General features: G+C 65.1%; 13 protein-coding genes. 6 read left to right on the forward strand and 7 right to left on the reverse strand.

The genetic code is table 11. The features are described from left to right. Positions 1-20: 20 nt before the first annotated feature. The 3 genes from AC1ZV1_RS19115 (at position 21) to AC1ZV1_RS19125 (ending at position 2,198) form a co-directional block, all read left to right on the forward strand. Entirely contained in the window at positions 21-926 is a 906-nt protein-coding gene (locus tag AC1ZV1_RS19115) for a LysR family transcriptional regulator (protein WP_484293130.1), read from the forward strand. Positions 927-1,165: 239 nt separating this feature from the next. Continuing rightward, entirely contained in the window at positions 1,166-1,540 is a 375-nt protein-coding gene (locus AC1ZV1_RS19120) for an NUDIX hydrolase (protein ID WP_484293131.1), read from the forward strand. A 70-nt stretch (positions 1,541-1,610) separates the two neighbouring features. Beyond that, positions 1,611-2,198 (forward strand): COG3904 family protein, encoded by a 588-nt coding sequence (locus AC1ZV1_RS19125; protein ID WP_484293132.1) that lies wholly within the window; start codon positions 1,611-1,613, stop codon positions 2,196-2,198. Here the strand turns inward: AC1ZV1_RS19125 and pmrG are convergent. Then, positions 2,185-2,844, reverse strand: coding sequence for a lipopolysaccharide core heptose(II)-phosphate phosphatase PmrG (pmrG, locus tag AC1ZV1_RS19130; protein ID WP_484293133.1), 660 nt, complete (start codon positions 2,842-2,844; stop codon positions 2,185-2,187). The genes AC1ZV1_RS19125 and pmrG overlap by 14 nt on opposite strands. Before the next feature lie 281 nt (positions 2,845-3,125). Between pmrG and AC1ZV1_RS19135 the strand changes: the two genes are divergently transcribed. After that, entirely contained in the window at positions 3,126-4,097 is a 972-nt protein-coding gene (locus AC1ZV1_RS19135) for a diguanylate cyclase (RefSeq protein ID WP_484293134.1), read from the forward strand. A 2-nt stretch (positions 4,098-4,099) separates the two neighbouring features. Here the strand turns inward: AC1ZV1_RS19135 and AC1ZV1_RS19140 are convergent, their stop codons facing one another. Both AC1ZV1_RS19140 and AC1ZV1_RS19145 read right to left on the reverse strand, forming a co-directional pair. Then, the gene (locus AC1ZV1_RS19140) at positions 4,100-4,960 is read right to left on the reverse strand and encodes an alpha/beta hydrolase (RefSeq protein WP_484293135.1); all 861 of its coding nucleotides are present in this window, start codon (positions 4,958-4,960) and stop codon (positions 4,100-4,102) included. After that, positions 4,960-7,539 (reverse strand): autotransporter family protein, encoded by a 2,580-nt coding sequence (locus AC1ZV1_RS19145; RefSeq protein WP_484293136.1) that lies wholly within the window; start codon positions 7,537-7,539, stop codon positions 4,960-4,962. The genes AC1ZV1_RS19140 and AC1ZV1_RS19145 overlap by 1 nt, the downstream gene beginning before the upstream one ends. A gap of 417 nt (positions 7,540-7,956) precedes the next feature. Here AC1ZV1_RS19145 and aceE point away from each other — a divergent pair, with 417 nt between their 5' ends. Both aceE and aceF read left to right on the forward strand, forming a co-directional pair. After that, positions 7,957-10,605, forward strand: coding sequence for a pyruvate dehydrogenase (acetyl-transferring), homodimeric type (aceE, locus tag AC1ZV1_RS19150; protein ID WP_484293137.1), 2,649 nt, complete (start codon positions 7,957-7,959; stop codon positions 10,603-10,605). Between the two features lie 206 nt (positions 10,606-10,811). After that, positions 10,812-12,743 (forward strand): dihydrolipoyllysine-residue acetyltransferase, encoded by a 1,932-nt coding sequence (gene aceF / locus AC1ZV1_RS19155; RefSeq protein WP_484293138.1) that lies wholly within the window; start codon positions 10,812-10,814, stop codon positions 12,741-12,743. 88 nt (positions 12,744-12,831) lie between these two features. Here the strand turns inward: aceF and AC1ZV1_RS19160 are convergent, their stop codons facing one another. From AC1ZV1_RS19160 to AC1ZV1_RS19175, 4 genes are read right to left on the reverse strand one after another with little or no spacing between them, the layout of a single operon-like run. Next, complete coding sequence (locus AC1ZV1_RS19160) at positions 12,832-13,695, reverse strand: MBL fold metallo-hydrolase (protein WP_484293139.1); 864 nt, start codon at positions 13,693-13,695, stop codon at positions 12,832-12,834. After that, a complete protein-coding gene (locus AC1ZV1_RS19165; RefSeq protein WP_484293140.1) occupies positions 13,692-14,126 on the reverse strand; it encodes a DUF6691 family protein in 435 nt (144 codons plus the stop codon). The genes AC1ZV1_RS19160 and AC1ZV1_RS19165 overlap by 4 nt, the downstream gene beginning before the upstream one ends. Beyond that, on the reverse strand, positions 14,123-14,557 hold the full coding sequence (locus AC1ZV1_RS19170; protein ID WP_484293141.1) for a YeeE/YedE family protein: 435 nt from the start codon (positions 14,555-14,557) through the stop codon (positions 14,123-14,125). Before AC1ZV1_RS19170 ends, AC1ZV1_RS19165 begins: the two co-directional genes overlap by 4 nt. Further along, a complete protein-coding gene (locus tag AC1ZV1_RS19175) occupies positions 14,554-14,883 on the reverse strand; it encodes an ArsR/SmtB family transcription factor (RefSeq protein ID WP_484293142.1) in 330 nt (109 codons plus the stop codon). Before AC1ZV1_RS19175 ends, AC1ZV1_RS19170 begins: the two co-directional genes overlap by 4 nt. Positions 14,884-14,940 lie beyond the last annotated feature (57 nt).

Here is a 14,940-nt window from a genome sequence, read left to right on the forward strand (position 1 = left end):
TCCATATAAGGAACACCGGAATGGACGATCTCAACGACCTCTATTACTTCGCCCAGGTGGTGGAACACGGCGGTTTCACCCCGGCCGGCCGCGCTCTGGACGAGCCCAAGTCGAAGCTCAGCCGGCGTATCGCCGCGCTGGAGGAGCGTCTGGGCGTGCGGCTGATCCAGCGTTCGACGCGGCATTTCTCGGTGACCGAGATCGGCCAGGTGTTCTACCGGCACTGCGTGGCGATGCTGGTGGAAGCGGCGGCAGCCACCGAAGCCATCGAACAGCACCGCTCCGAACCGCGCGGGGTGGTGAACCTGAGCTGCCCCACGGCGCTGCTGAATTTCTGGGTCGGCCCGATGCTGGCGCGCTTCATGGTGCAGTACCCGCTGGTGGAGCTGCATGTGCAGAGCACCAATCGCCAGGTCGACCTGATTCAGGAAGGGATCGATATCGCCCTGCGGGTGCGCTTCCCGCCCCTGGAAAGCAGCGACCTGGTGATGAAGGTGCTGGGCGAAAGCCGGCAGCGCGTGGTGGGTGCCCCGGCGCTGCGCGAGCGCCTGCCCGCGCGACCGACACCCACCGATGTGGCCGCCCTGCCAACGCTGCATTGGGGCGTGGTGCAGCGCGAGTACCACTGGCTACTGGACGGCCCGGAGGGCGCCAGCGCGCAGGTGCGCTATCAGCCGCGGATGGTCACCGACGATCTGGTCGCCCTGCGTCAGGCCGCACTGGCAGGCGCAGGCGCGGCGCACCTGCCCGCTGTCGTGGTGTGCGACGACCTGAACACCGGCCAGTTGGTGAACCTGCTGCCGGACTGGGCGCCGCGCACTGGCGTGGTCCATGCGGTGTTTCCGTCGCGACGCGGGCTGCTGCCGTCGGTACGGACCTTGCTGGACTTTCTGGGAGAAGAATTCGAGAAGAGCGACATGTCCTGAGTAGGCGTCCTTCTCACAGGAGAGAAAGTTCGCACTTCAATCCCAGACACCGGTCCACCCTGAAGCAAATGCGAGTCGAGAATTCGACGAGCTTTTCTTCAGAAAGGTCTGACATACCTTTCCAGCGACCAATCCTTACCATTTGTCGACATAACCGCCGTAACCAGTTCATCTGGTTGGGAATCTCTGATTAATGTCTACCCTGAAAATTGTTGGAAGAGGATCGAGGAGCAGCCGGAATGGCTAAGAATTTGAAAGAGCGTGCAACGGTCATCTGCCGCCTCGACGACAAGATCCTCTTCGTGCGCAAGCCCAAGTCGAAGTGGAACCTTCCCGGTGGCCGCATCGAGGACGACGAACGCCCCGGCCAGGCCGCCACGCGCGAGCTGATAGAGGAAACCGGGCTGGCCATCGAGCAGATGAACTACGTGGCGCCGCTGGAGCTGTACCAGACGCTGCACTACGTGTTCGAGACGCCGGTCGATCCGACGCTGCAACCCACTCCGCTGAACGAAATCGCCGATTGCCGCTGGTTCGCCCCCGAAGAGCTGGAGCGTCGACGGGTCAACAAATCGGCACGTCGCCTGCTGCGTACCTGCCTGAAGGCCGGCTGACCGGCTGACGGACGGCGCGGATCAAGGTATCTTCAGCGCCTTCCTACAACGCCCCAGGATTCGCTCGCCCATGCTTCGCGCTGCCCTGCTCTGCACCACTGCGCTTTTTGCCACTGCGATGGGTTCCGGCCTGGCTTTCGCCCAGGTCGAGGTGAAGCCGGTGCAGCATTCCAAGGTCGGCCAGGTACTGGCGGTACGAATCAGCGAGGACATCGCTCCGGGCGATTATGAGCGCCTGTTCCGCGGGCTGATGGCCAACCCCGGCAAGTTTGCGCGCAAGGTGGCGCTGCTGGACAGCATCGGTGGCAGCGCTGCGGAGTCGATCAAGATGGGTCGCCTGCTGCGCGAATCAGGCTTCGAGACCCTGGTACCGACCAACAGCGTCTGCCAGGGCTCCTGCGTCTACCTGCTGGCCGCCGGCAAGCACCGCACGGTGCGCGGTTACGTGGGCCTGCACCGCCCCTACTACCCCGCGGGCGATTCGTCCCAGGCAGTGGGCAGCTACAACGCCCGAACCTATTTCCGCGACATGGACATTCCGCTGGAGCTGGCCGACGCCATGCAGGGCATCGACCCGCAGCGCATGCGCGTGCTGACGCCGCAGGAGCTGCAGCGCTACGGACTGGGCGCAACGCCCAGCCAGATCAGCGCCCGCTGAGGTTCAGCGGCCACTGGTCCGCGTCGAGGTAGCCGAGCAGGCGCGGTGACTGGTCCGCGGCAGTGAGCACGAAGAGTGTCGAGGCATAGTCCGGGGTTGCCGGGTCCTTGACGCTCACCGAATGCTCCAGATCCTCGATGCATTCGCTGTGGGTCACCAGGATCAGGTTGCGGTGCGCGATCTTGTGCTGCAACGCCTGGCTCAGCATCGAACCCTCGCAGTTGTACAGCCATTCCTGCTCCTGCGGCGCCTGGCCGAACATCGAGGTGGCGGTCTGCACGGCGCGCAGTTGTTCGCTGCTGAGAATGTCGGCGTTGGCCAGTCCAAGGGCGGCGAAGTCCTGGCCGATCGCGTGGGCGCTCTCGCCGCCGCGCACGGTAATACCGCTGGCCTTGTCCAGGCAGGGCGCACTGGAACGGTCACAACGTTCGGCGTGGCGCACCAGGACGATCAGGTCACCCTGCTGCCAGTGCTCGCGCAGCTCCGCCTGGCGCTGGGCATCGCCCACCAGCGGGGTCGGTCGCGAGAAGTCCAGGGGCAGGAAACCACTGAGCAAGGCGATGACCGGAACGATCGCCAGCAGCGACAGCCAACCGCGCGGCAGAGATCTGAACAGTTTCGGGATGGGCATAGGTTTGGCCGTCATGCAGGGAAGTGATCCGCTATCCGTCTCCCGCCAACAAGCACGGGAGGCCCGACCCATCCCTGGGGTTTCCATCGCACTGCGGGGTTGTCAGATGGCGGGCGATCAAACCCTATCGCCGGAATCGTGAAGATCCCGTTATGAATTACTGAAGAATCCGTATCCCCGGGAAATGACCGTTGGTCGACCTGTCGCCCTCAGGCGCCCGGCGGGCGCGTTCGGCCCACGTGGCGTCATGGCTTTCGTGGTAGAACAAGGCACAGTGCCATCAGAGTGCCGCCGCCATGCCGTACGACGCCTCCCCGGAAAACCCCATCTACCAGACCCTCCTCGAATCGACCCGCGCCATTCCCTGGAAGATCGACTGGCGATCCATGACCTTTGCCTACATCGGCCCGCAGATCGAAGAACTGCTGGGCTGGAGCCAGGAGAGCTGGATCAGCGCCAACGATTGGGCGGAGCGCATGCACCCGGAGGACCGCGAGCGGGTGGTGAACTTCTGCGTATCGCAGTCCCGCGAGGGTACCGACCACGAGGCGGATTACCGGGCACTCACCTCGTCCGGTGACTACGTGTGGATCCGCGACGTGGTGCACGTCGTGCGCGACGACAGCGGCGAAGTGGATTCGCTGGTCGGCTTCATGTTCGACATCAGCGAGCGCAAGCGCGCCGAAGAGCAGCTGATCATGCTGCAGCGCCAGCTGGAGGAATACTCGTACAAGGACGGCCTGACCGGTGTCGCCAACCGGCGCATGTTCGACTCGGTGCTGGACACCGAATGGGGCAGCGCCCAGCGCAGCGGCCAGCCACTCTCGCTGGTGCTGCTGGATATCGACTACTTCAAGCAGTTCAACGACCACTACGGGCACATCCAGGGCGACGACTGCCTGCGCACTGTCGGCAAGGCGCTGGCGGGCGCCCTGCTCCGTCCGCGCGACTTCATCGCGCGCTTTGGCGGCGAAGAGTTCGTGCTGGTGCTACCGGAAACCGACAGCGAAGCCGCCCGGCAGATCGCCGAGCGTTGCCGCAGCGTACTGCGCGAACAGCACATCGCCCACGCGAAGTCCGCCGTCTCCGATCTGCTGACCATCAGCCTGGGCGTCGGCACCGCCGTACCCTCCGCCAGCGACCGCCCGCTGGACTTCGTCGCGGCGGTCGACCGCCTGCTCTACCAGGCCAAGCAGGCCGGCCGCGATCGACTGGTGACAGCACAGTGGAACCGCGGTGATGACCTGCGGCACGATTCAGTGCGCTGAGTTCAGCGGCGCGGCGGCTCGCAACGCAGCGGCCACCCGCGCCACTGCCGCCAGGCACCCTCCCAGCCGCGGTCGTGGCTGACCCCGGGAAAATCGATCACGCTCAGGCAAGGCGCCTTGCCCAGTGCCTGGTAATAGCGCCGCGACAGCTCGGTGGGCACGACAGTGTCGTCCAGGCCCACCAGATGCCTTTGCGGCAGTCGCGCCAGGCGCTGACGGTAATCGAGCGGCTCCAGCGAACCACTCAGCGGCGTGTACTGCTTGAGTTGGGCCCACAGGCGTGGGCTGAGGTTGCCGGCCAGTGTCTGCACCTGGCTGACATCGTCCCGAGTGGCCGCCAGCAACAACGCCAGTGCGGCACCGCCTGAATAACCGATGAGCTCGAAATCCTGATTGCCGTGGCGCTCTTTCAACTGGTCCAGCGCCTGGTCCAGGCTCGCGAGCACCTGCGGCGAATAGCGCTGGTCGGTCCAAAGCGCCGGCGTGCAGAGTGCCCCGCGGTAAAACTGGCAGGGTCGCGCCAGGTAGACGCTGGGCTGCGGGTCGTCTGCGGCGAGCCGGGCAACCAGCAGGTTGCCTGGGCTGGGATCGAGACTGGGCTGCCAGGCAGTGGCCCAGGCATGGCCATCGCCTTCGAGATAGATGCGCAGACGCTCACCGGGCAGGCGTTGCAGCGGTTCCAGCACGGCCAGGGGAAAATCACCGGCCTGCAGGCGCTCCAGTCGCCGGTTCTGCTCGTGGGCCAGTTGCTGGAGGGTGTCCAGAGGCGTCTGGCAACCGGCGAGGATGGCGCCACCCGGCAGCGCCATCCCCCAGCGCAGAACGCCGGCCCGCAGACGCAGGCCGAACATTCCGGACTTCATCAGAAGTCGTAACGCACTTTGGCGGTGAAGGTGTCGGCGTCGAAGTCGGTCTTGCCGACGTAGTCATAGCTGACACCCAGGGTCACCGCGCCGAGCTTGTAGTCCGCCCCCACGCCCGCTTCGTAGCTGTTGCGCACGGCCTTCGCACCGGAGGTGACGAAAGGCGTGTTGCCCAGTACGTAGGTGGAGGTGCTGCTGGCTTCGTCGGCGGCAAAGTCGTGGAACGCCATCAGACGTGCTTCCGGCTCGAGCGTGCCCTGGCCCAGGTTGAAGCTGCCGGCCATGCGCACGCCGGCGCCCAGTTCAGCCACTTCGTAGCGCTGCGAGTCGACCTTGAGCGCCGCCGAGGAACCCTTCTCGCGGTAGCCGTCGATGTCTACCAGGCTATAACGCGCGGCCAGGCGCGGTTCGACCAGGAACTGCGGGCTGAGGTGGTAGGTGTAGCCACCGACCAGGTTCACACCGAGCAGGTCGCTGTCGTAGTCGCCCTTGGCGGTGGTGCCGACGATGTGGCGCTTGCTTTCGTTGTCGTTGAAGCCGTAGGTCAGGCTGGCGTCGACGAAGTAGTTGTCCTGCTCGAAGCTGCCGTAGACGGTGAAGGCGTTGCTCTCGACCTCGGTGGTATTGCCACCCTCGCTGTTCACGTCCGAGCGCAGGTTGCTGTAGGCCACGCCCAGGGTGAACTGGTCGTTGAGCTTGCCGTCGGCACCGATGGAAATGCCGCGGCTGTAGGCGTTGTAGCCTTCGACGCCATCGCGCAGGTCCTGGTTGGCTTCGCTGTACAGGGTCTGCACCCAGACGCCGGTGTCCTTCAGCACATCGCCCGACGAGGCGCCGCGCAGCGAACTGGTGCGGTTGCTGGTGACGTTGCTGATGAGATTCTGGCCGGTGGTGGCAGCCTGGGTGGCGCCACGGTTGACCTCGGGGCTCAGCTGCTCAGCCAGCTTGCGCAGCGCTTCGGGATTTTCCGAGGCGGCCACGTAGGCCTGGAATACACGGTCATTCGGGTTACTGCCTGCCAGGCCGGCGATCACGTTGCTGAATGCGCCGCTGGCGCGCTGGGCATTTCGCGAACCGCCGATCTGCTGCACCACCTCGCCCACTGCCTCGCCCTTTTTGGCGGTGACCGTGGCGACGACCTGCTTGCCGTCGACGCTGTAGCTGTCGACGTTCAGCAGGCTGGACCGGCTGGTGACGCTGACACCGCGGTCGTCCAGGGAGCTAGCCTCAACCAGGGTGTAGCGGCTGCCTTCGGCGCGGAAGTCCTCGCCCTTGGCGGCCAGGCGGATCTGCGAACCCCGGGCGAATTCGGCGGTGCCGCTGACGGTGAGCACGGCCTTGGCGGGGTCAGTGGCGCCACTCAGGTTGAGATCCAGCGAGGAGTTGCCGGCCACGTCGATATTGCCCTGCAGGCTGGTGTGCGGCTGCCCCAGCTCCAGGTGCGCCGGACGGTTGGAGTAGTCGCTGCCGACGTCGACCCAGCCGTCATCCTTCATGCGGATGTTGGCACCGTCTTCGCTGGCGTCGGTGCCGTTGAAGAGCGCAGTGCCATAGACCTCGATGTTGCTCAGATCGATCAGGTTGCCGGTGATGTTGCCGCCTTTCCAGGACAGGTAGACACCACGAGTGGCCTGGGAAGCGTCAATGGCTTCATCGCCGGCAATGATGCTGCCAGTGTTCTCGATCCACAAGCCGCTGTTCTTGGCGCCATCGAGGTGGTAGTCGACGACGAGGACGCCGGCATCGTCCGCCTCGATCACGCCATTGTTGACGATCTGCGGACCTTCACCGATGTAGTTTGCATCGAACAGTTCCATGGCCGAGGCGTCGTCACCACGGGCAACGATGCGGCCGTTGTTGACGATACCGCCCAGATCGACCCGGTCGGACCGATAGTCCGAGGCCGAGATGCCCGTGGCGTTCTCACCGACCACCTGAATCAGGCCGTTGTTGATCAGCTTGCCGCCGATGCTGCCGCCGGCCAGCTCGATGCCAGTGGCCATGAAGCCTTCGGCGAGAATCTGGCCGCTGGCGGCGTTGATGAAATCACCGCCCAGCTTGGACTGTTCGGAGAACTCGATGGCGCGGGTCGAACCTTCGAATACCGTATCGCCCTTGACGCTGATGGTGCCTTCGTTGACCAGGTTGCCGTGGACGCTCAGGGCATCGGCGAGCAGACCGGAGACACCCTTGCCGCGCACGCTGATGTTGCCCTTGTTGACCAGGTTGCCTTCAATCTCGGTAGACGGACCGAAGACGCTGCCGCCGTCCTCCCCGGCCATGGTGAAGTCGATGCCGCCAGCGTCATCGCCATTGGCGTTGATAGCGGCATTGAGTACCAGGTCGCCCGCGTAGTAATCGCTATAGGACTCGAACGCGGTGCGGGCGCTGTCACCGCTGGTAAAGCTGCCATTCAGCTCGACGCTGGGCGCGGTGTAGCGTTCGTACTCGGTGTGAAGGCCGCCGTTGGTGAGCGTCAGGCTGGTGGCGGAGTTGCCGACCGGCAGGGCTGCAACCGGCAAGGCGGTGGCGGAGATGGCGAGGGCCAGCAGGGTCTTGCGATACATCGGGAGCGACACGGGTTTGATCCTTCAATGACCTTTTTGGGGTTCCAACGCTTCCATGCGTGACCGGTTTGCCGCGAAATGCAGTTGCATTGCAGAGTGGCCCATTGCCACACAGCAGAAGCGGGGGAGGAAGATAGAGCACGTGCCGGCCTATGGCCAGCACTTGTTGACGCCAAAATGCCGGCTATACGACCAAGGTCGGGCGGCATCGCCGATATTCTGGAGCTTCTGCCACCTAGGCGACCGATTGCCGCGGGGCATTAAGCCGGGCACCTGCGCCAGAGCTGTCTAAGCTCTATAGCCACACGCGCGTGCCGGCGGCAGCGCGGCGGCCTCACGAGGGCCACTGCCACTCCCGCCAAGCTGGTGGTAGACCTGGCCCGGAGCCGGCATTGCGTAGAGCCGACCCCGTAACCAGGATCTCTGACCATGCACGACATCGACCCCGTCGAAACCCAGGAATGGCTGGACGCGCTGGAATCCGTACTGGAGAAAGAAGGCGAAGATCGCGCCCACTACCTGATGACTCGCCTCGGCGAGCTGGCCAGCCGAACCGGCACGCAACTGCCCTACGCCATCACCACGCCCTACCGCAACACCATTCCGGTAGGCCACGAGGCCCGCATGCCGGGCGACCTGTTCATGGAGCGGCGCATCCGCTCGCTGGTGCGCTGGAACGCCCTGGCCATGGTGATGCGCGCCAACCACAAGGACCCGTCGCTGGGCGGACACATTTCCACCTTCGCCTCCTCGGCGACCCTCTACGACATTGGCTTCAACTACTTCTTCAACGGCCCTACCGAGGAACACGCCGGCGACCTGATCTACTTCCAGGGCCACGCCTCGCCGGGCTTCTACGCCCGCGCCTACATCGAAGGCCTGCTCAGCGACGAGCAACTGGAAAACTTCCGCCAGGAAGTCGACGGCAAGGGCCTCTCCTCCTACCCGCACCCGCGGCTGATGCCACAGTTCTGGCAGTTCCCGACCGTATCGATGGGGCTCGGGCCGATCCAGGCGATCTACCAGGCGCGCTTCATGAAGTACCTGGAAAGCCGTGGTTTCATTCCCGCCGGCAAGCAGAAGGTCTGGTGCTTCCTGGGCGACGGCGAGACCGACGAGCCGGAATCCCTCGGCGCGATCTCCCTGGCCGGGCGCGAGAAGCTCGACAACCTGATCTTCGTGGTGAACTGCAACCTGCAGCGCCTGGACGGCCCAGTGCGCGGCAACGGCAAGATCATCCAGGAGCTGGAAGGCGTGTTCCGCGGCGCCAACTGGAACGTGATCAAGGTCATCTGGGGACGCTTCTGGGATCCACTGTTCGCCAAGGACGACGCCGGCCTCATGCAGGCGCGGATGGACGAGGCGGTGGACGGCGACTACCAGAACTACAAGGCCAAGGACGGTGCCTTCGTCCGCGAACACTTCTTCGGCGCACGGCCCGAGTTGCTGGAGATGGTCAAGGACCTCTCCGACGAGGAAATCTGGAAGCTCAACCGCGGCGGCCACGATCCGTACAAGGTCTACGCCGCCTACCACGCGGCGGTGAACCACACCGGCCAGCCCAGCGTGGTGCTGGCCAAGACTATCAAGGGCTACGGCACCGGCACCGGCGAGGCGAAGAACATCGCCCACAATATCCACGAGATCGATGTGGACAGCCTGCGCGCGTTCCGCGACCGTTTCGACATCCCGATCAAGGACGCCGACCTGCCCAAGCTGCCCTTCTACCGCCCCGACGAAGGCAGCGCCGAGGCGCGCTACCTGAAGGAGCGCCGCGCGTCCCTGGGCGGATTCATGCCCCATCGCCACGGCAACAGCCAGCGCATTCCGGCACCTCCGCTGGAGACGCTCAAGGCCCTGCTGGACGGCTCGGGGGACCGCGAGATTTCCACCACCATGGCCTTCGTGCGGATCATCTCGCAGTTGGTCAAGGACAAGGAGCTGGGCCCGCGCATCGTGCCGATCATCCCCGACGAGGCCCGCACCTTCGGCATGGAAGGCATGTTCCGCCAGCTTGGCATCTACTCCTCGGTGGGCCAGCTCTACGAGCCGGTCGACAAGGAACAGCTGATGTTCTATCGCGAGGACAAGAAGGGCCAGATCCTCGAGGAAGGCATCACCGAGGCCGGCGCCATGTCGTCCTTCATCGCCGCCGGCACCGCCTACAGCAACTATCGCCAGCCGATGCTGCCGTTCTACATCTTCTATTCCATGTTCGGCTTCCAGCGCATCGGCGACCTGGCGTGGGCCGCCGGCGACAGCCTGACCCGCGGCTTCATGCTCGGCGGCACCGCAGGACGCACCACGCTCAACGGCGAAGGGTTGCAGCACGAGGACGGCCACAGCCATGTGCTCGCCTCGGTCATCCCCAATTGCCGCACCTACGATCCGACCTACGCCTACGAGCTGGCGGTGATCATCCAGGAAGGCGTGCGGCAGATGATGCAGGAGCAGCAGGACGTCTTCTATTACATCACCGTGATGAACGAGAACTACCCTCACCCGCCCCTGCCCAAGGGTGTCGAGGAAGGCATCATCAAGGGCATGTACCTGCTCGACGAGGACAAGCGCGGCGCCGCGCACCACGTCCAGTTGCTGGGTTCGGGCACCATCCTGCGCGAGGTGGAAGCGGCGGCGAAACTGCTGCGCGAGGACTTCGGCATTGGTGCGGATGTCTGGTCCGTGCCCAGCTTCAACGAACTGCGCCGCGACGGACTCGCGGTGGAACGCTGGAATCGCCTGCACCCGGGGCAGAAACCCAGGCCCAGCTACGTCGAGCAGTGCCTGGGCGGACGGCGCGGGCCGGTGGTGGCGTCCACCGACTACATGAAGGTCTACGCCGAACAGATTCGCCAGTGGGTCCCGAACAAGGAATACAAGGTGCTGGGCACCGACGGTTTCGGCCGCAGCGACACTCGCGCCAAGCTGCGCCACTTCTTCGAGGTGGACCGCCATTGGGTGGTGCTCGCTGCGCTGGAGGCCCTGGCCGATCGTGGCGACATCGAGCCGAAGGTGGTGGCGGAAGCCATCGCCAGGTTCGGTCTCGACCCGGAAAAACCCAACCCGCTGGACTGCTAGAACCTGTTCAAGGTCTTGCCGAGCGCAGCTCAGGCAAACGACCAGCGGGAGTAACCGCCGAAGGCTGGCCCGAAGGGCGAGCGTAGCGAGTCAGGCGAAGGCGAAAAAGCCCAGTTCACGAGCGGTAAATGCGCATTTTGAGCCTGCTTTCAACGCCGTATGAGCAAGCGCAGGCAGACATTGAATAGGTTCTGAGGAGAGGCACAGTGAGCGAGACCATTCGCGTACCCGACATCGGCAATGGCCAGGGCGAAGTCATCGAATTGCTGGTCAAGGTTGGCGACCGCGTCGAAGCCGGCCAGAGCCTGCTGACACTGGAATCCGACAAGGCCAGCATGGAAATTCCCGCGCCGAAAGCCGGCGTGGTGAAGGCCATCAAGGTGAAGATCGGCGACACGCTCAAGGAAGGTGACGACATCCTAGAACTGGAAGCCGACGGTGACGGCGCCGCCGAAGCCAAGTCGGCCGAACCGGCCGCGCCGGCCGCCGAGGAACCGAAGAAGGCCGCCGCTCCAGACGTTGCACCTGGTAGGAGCGGCGGCGGCACGGAAACCATCAAGGTGCCTGACATCGGCAATGGCCAGGGCGAGATCATCGAGCTGATGGTCAAGGTCGGTGACCGCATCGACGCCGACCAGAGCCTGCTGACACTGGAATCCGACAAGGCCAGCATGGAGATTCCTGCACCGAAGGCCGGTGTGGTGAAAGCCATCAAGGTGAAGATCGGCGACACGCTCAAGGAGGGTGACGACATCCTCGAACTGGAGACCGAGGGCGGCGCGACGCCGGCCAACATTCCAGCCGCGGCGGCACCCGCCTCTGCGTCGGCTCCGGCAAGGGAAGAGAAATCGGCTCCCGCTCCCGCTGCCAGCGGTGGCGTAGAGACCATCCGCGTGCCGGACATCGGCAATGGCCAGGGCAATGTCATCGAGCTGATGGTCAAGGTGGGCGACATCCTCGAAGCCGACCAGAGCCTGCTGACGCTGGAGTCCGACAAGGCCAGCATGGAGATTCCTGCACCGAAGGCCGGTGTGGTGAAAGCCATCAAGGTGAAGATCGGCGACACCCTCAGGGAGGGTGACGAGATTCTCGACCTGGAGGTCGCCGGCGGAGCGCCAGTACCGGCTGCCTCCGCACAAACACCAGCGGCTGCACCCGCCGCAAATGCCGAATCACCGAAGGCACCGGACGTCGCCCCGGTGGGCGCGCCCAGTCGCGACGGCACCAGGGTCCATGCCGGTCCTGCCGTGCGCATGATCGCCCGCGAGTTCGGTGTCGACCTGGCGCACGTGACCGGGACCGGGCCCAAGGGCCGCATTCTCAAGGAAGACGTACAGGCGTTCGTGAAGGAGCAACTGCAACGAAGCAAATCCGGCGCGCCGACAGGCGCAAGCGGCGGCGCAGGCATCCCGCCGATCCCGGAAATCGACTTCAGCAGGTTTGGCGAAACCGAGGAAGTGGCAATGACCCGGCTGATGCAGGTCGGCGCCGCCAACCTGCACCGAAGCTGGCTGAATGTACCCCACGTGACCCAGTTCGAGTCCGCCGACATCACCGAGGCGGAAGCCTTCCGCCTCGCACAGAAGGCAGCGGCGGAGAAGGCCGGCACCAAGCTGACCATTCTGCCGATCCTGCTCAAGGCCTGCGCCCACCTGCTGCGCGAGCTGCCGGACTTCAACAGCTCGCTGGCTCCCAGTGGCAAGGCGCTGATCCGCAAGCAGTACGTGCACATCGGCTTCGCCGTGGACACGCCGGACGGCCTGCTGGTGCCGGTAATCCGCGACGTCGACAGGAAAGGACTGCTGCAGCTGGCGCTGGAGGCCGCCGAACTGGCGGAGAAGGCGCGCACCAAGAAGCTCTCCGCCGACGCCATGCAGGGCGCCTGCTTCACCATCTCCAGCCTCGGGCACATCGGCGGCACCGGCTTCACGCCGATCGTCAACGCGCCGGAAGTGGCGATCCTCGGCGTGAGCAAGGCGGCCATCCAGCCGGTGTGGGACGGCAAGACCTTCCAGCCACGGCTGATGCTGCCGCTATCGCTGTCCTACGACCACCGCGTGATCAACGGTGCGGCGGCGGCGCGGTTCACCCGTAGGCTGGGCGAGGTGCTGGGAGACATTCGCAGCCTGCTGCTCTAGCGCCCTTCTCGGCGCAGCTCGCGAGCCAGCTCGCTCCTGTGCGAAGCACGTCCGCCCCGCTCCAGGAGCGCGCTCGTCCGGAAGCCTGTTACATCCGGTCCAGCGGAATCTTCAGGTAACGCATGCCGTTGGCTTCCGCTTCCGGCAGCACGCCACCGCGCATGTTCACCTGGATCGACGGCCAGATCAGCGCCGGCGCCTGCAGCGTCGCATCACGCTCGTTGCGCATGGCAACGAACGCGTCCTCCCCGATCCCATCGTGCACATGCACATTGGCCTCGCGCTGGCGCGCCACGCTGGTCTCGTACTGGTGCTCGTCACGCCCCGGCGTCAGGTAGTCGTGGCACAGGAACAGTCGAGTCTCGCCCGGCAGCGCGAACAGTCGCTGGATCGAGCGGTACAACTGCCGCGCATCGCCGCCGGGGAAGTCGCAGCGGGCGGTGCCGTAGTCGGGCATGAACAGCGTGTCGCCAACGAATGCCGCCTCGCCGATCAGGTAGGTCATGCAGGCCGGCGTGTGGCCGGGCGTGTGCAGTGCCTGGGCCTGAAGCTCGCCAATGCGGAAGCACTCGCCATCCTCGAACAGATGGTCGAACTGGCTGCCGTCACAGGGAAACGCGTCGCCCAGGTTGAGCAGGCCGGCAAAGGTGCGCTGCACCAGGGTGATGCTCGAACCGATGGCCAGTTGCCCGCCCAGCTCGGCCTTGAGCCAGGCGGCCGCAGACAGGTGGTCGGCATGCAGATGGGTCTCCAGCAACCATTGCACCGTCAGCGCCTGCTCGCGCACGTACTCGAGGATGCGCCGGGCACTGGCGTTGCTCACACGACCGGAGGCGGCATCGTAGTCCAGCACCGGATCGATGATGGCGCAGCACCCGGTGCTGTGATCCGCCACCACGTAGCTGTAGGTGGACGTGGCCGGATCGAAGAAGTGCTGGATGGTGGCGCTCATGCGGGTCTCCTCTGGGTCTTGCGTTGCCATTCGCAGGCGGCGTGGAGTGCCATCCCCACCAGCATGGCGAGGCAGAACAGCGCGCCCTGCCAGTAGCCGGCGGCGAAGGTCACCAACGCCGGGCCCGGGCAGATGCCGGCAATACCCCAGCCAACGCCGAACAGCAGGCTGCCGACGACCAAGCGGCCATCCAGGTCGCGGCGCTGCGGCAACTGCATCAGGCCACCCAGCAGCGAACGATCATGCCGTCGCGCCCACGTGAAGAACGGTAGCCCAACAGCGATGGCAGCCACCATCACCAGCGCCAGCGACGGGTCCCAGTGCCCGGCCAGGTCAAGGAAACCCAGCACCTTGGCCGGGTTGGCCATGCCCGCCAGCAGCAGGCCGAAGCCGAACAGCAGGCCAGCCAGCAACGCAACGATCCGGCTCATGCTCCACTCCCCAGCCAGTGACGCAGAATGAACACGGTGACGAAGCCGGCACCCATGAAGCACAGCGTCGCCACCAGCGATCGACCGGACAATCGCGACAGCCCGCAGACACCATGCCCGCTGGTGCAGCCGGAGCCGAAACGGCTGCCGAGACCGACCAGCAGTCCTGCCACCACCAGGGTCATCCAGCCGGCCTCGACGTGGATCTCCGGTAGTGGACGCAGCGCCGCCCACAACAGCGGCGCTGCCAGTATTCCAAGCAGGAAGAACAGCCCTTCGCCGCGCCAGCCAGCGCTCTTGAACAGCCCGCCGAGCAGTCCGCTGATGCCGGCGACGCGGCCATCGAGTACGGCATAGAGCCCGGCCGACAGGCCGATCAGCGCGCCGCCGGCCAGGCCGCTCCAGGGCGTGAAGTGTGTCCAGTCGATCATGCCGGTTGCTCCGCGCAGAACAGCCGGTACAGCGTCTCGATCACCGCCAGCGCCTGCTGGCTGGCAATGCGGTAGTAGACCTGTTTGCCCTCGCGGCGGGTCTCCACCAGTTCCTCGCGGCGCAGCACCGCCAGTTGCTGGGACAGGGTCGGCTGGGCGATGCCGGTACGGGCTTCCAGCTCACCGACATTCAACTCGCCCTGCGCCAGTTGGCAGAGCAGCATGAGGCGATCGGAATTGGCCAGCGCCTTGAGCAACTGGCAAGCGGATTCTGCGGACTGGTGCAGACGCAGTGCATCGGCGGAATCGCGCGGGGTGGCGGTCATGGCAATGATCTACAAATAAACAATCTATATTTTTATAGATTGTTTTTCGCCTCCTGA

The sequence above is a fragment of the Pseudomonas sp. BB438 genome (assembly GCF_057180225.1).

Coding starts and splice junctions, on each gene's coding strand:
- AC1ZV1_RS19115 (WP_484293130.1), top strand. CDS start 21: ATGGACGATCTCAACGACCTCTATTACTTCGCCCAGGTGGTGGAACAC.
- AC1ZV1_RS19120 (WP_484293131.1), top strand. CDS start 1,166: ATGGCTAAGAATTTGAAAGAGCGTGCAACGGTCATCTGCCGCCTCGAC.
- AC1ZV1_RS19125 (WP_484293132.1), top strand. CDS start 1,611: ATGCTTCGCGCTGCCCTGCTCTGCACCACTGCGCTTTTTGCCACTGCG.
- pmrG (WP_484293133.1), bottom strand. CDS start 2,844: ATGACGGCCAAACCTATGCCCATCCCGAAACTGTTCAGATCTCTGCCG.
- AC1ZV1_RS19135 (WP_484293134.1), top strand. CDS start 3,126: ATGCCGTACGACGCCTCCCCGGAAAACCCCATCTACCAGACCCTCCTC.
- AC1ZV1_RS19140 (WP_484293135.1), bottom strand. CDS start 4,960: ATGAAGTCCGGAATGTTCGGCCTGCGTCTGCGGGCCGGCGTTCTGCGC.
- aceE (WP_484293137.1), top strand. CDS start 7,957: ATGCACGACATCGACCCCGTCGAAACCCAGGAATGGCTGGACGCGCTG.
- AC1ZV1_RS19160 (WP_484293139.1), bottom strand. CDS start 13,695: ATGAGCGCCACCATCCAGCACTTCTTCGATCCGGCCACGTCCACCTAC.
- AC1ZV1_RS19165 (WP_484293140.1), bottom strand. CDS start 14,126: ATGAGCCGGATCGTTGCGTTGCTGGCTGGCCTGCTGTTCGGCTTCGGC.
- AC1ZV1_RS19170 (WP_484293141.1), bottom strand. CDS start 14,557: ATGATCGACTGGACACACTTCACGCCCTGGAGCGGCCTGGCCGGCGGC.
- AC1ZV1_RS19175 (WP_484293142.1), bottom strand. CDS start 14,883: ATGACCGCCACCCCGCGCGATTCCGCCGATGCACTGCGTCTGCACCAG.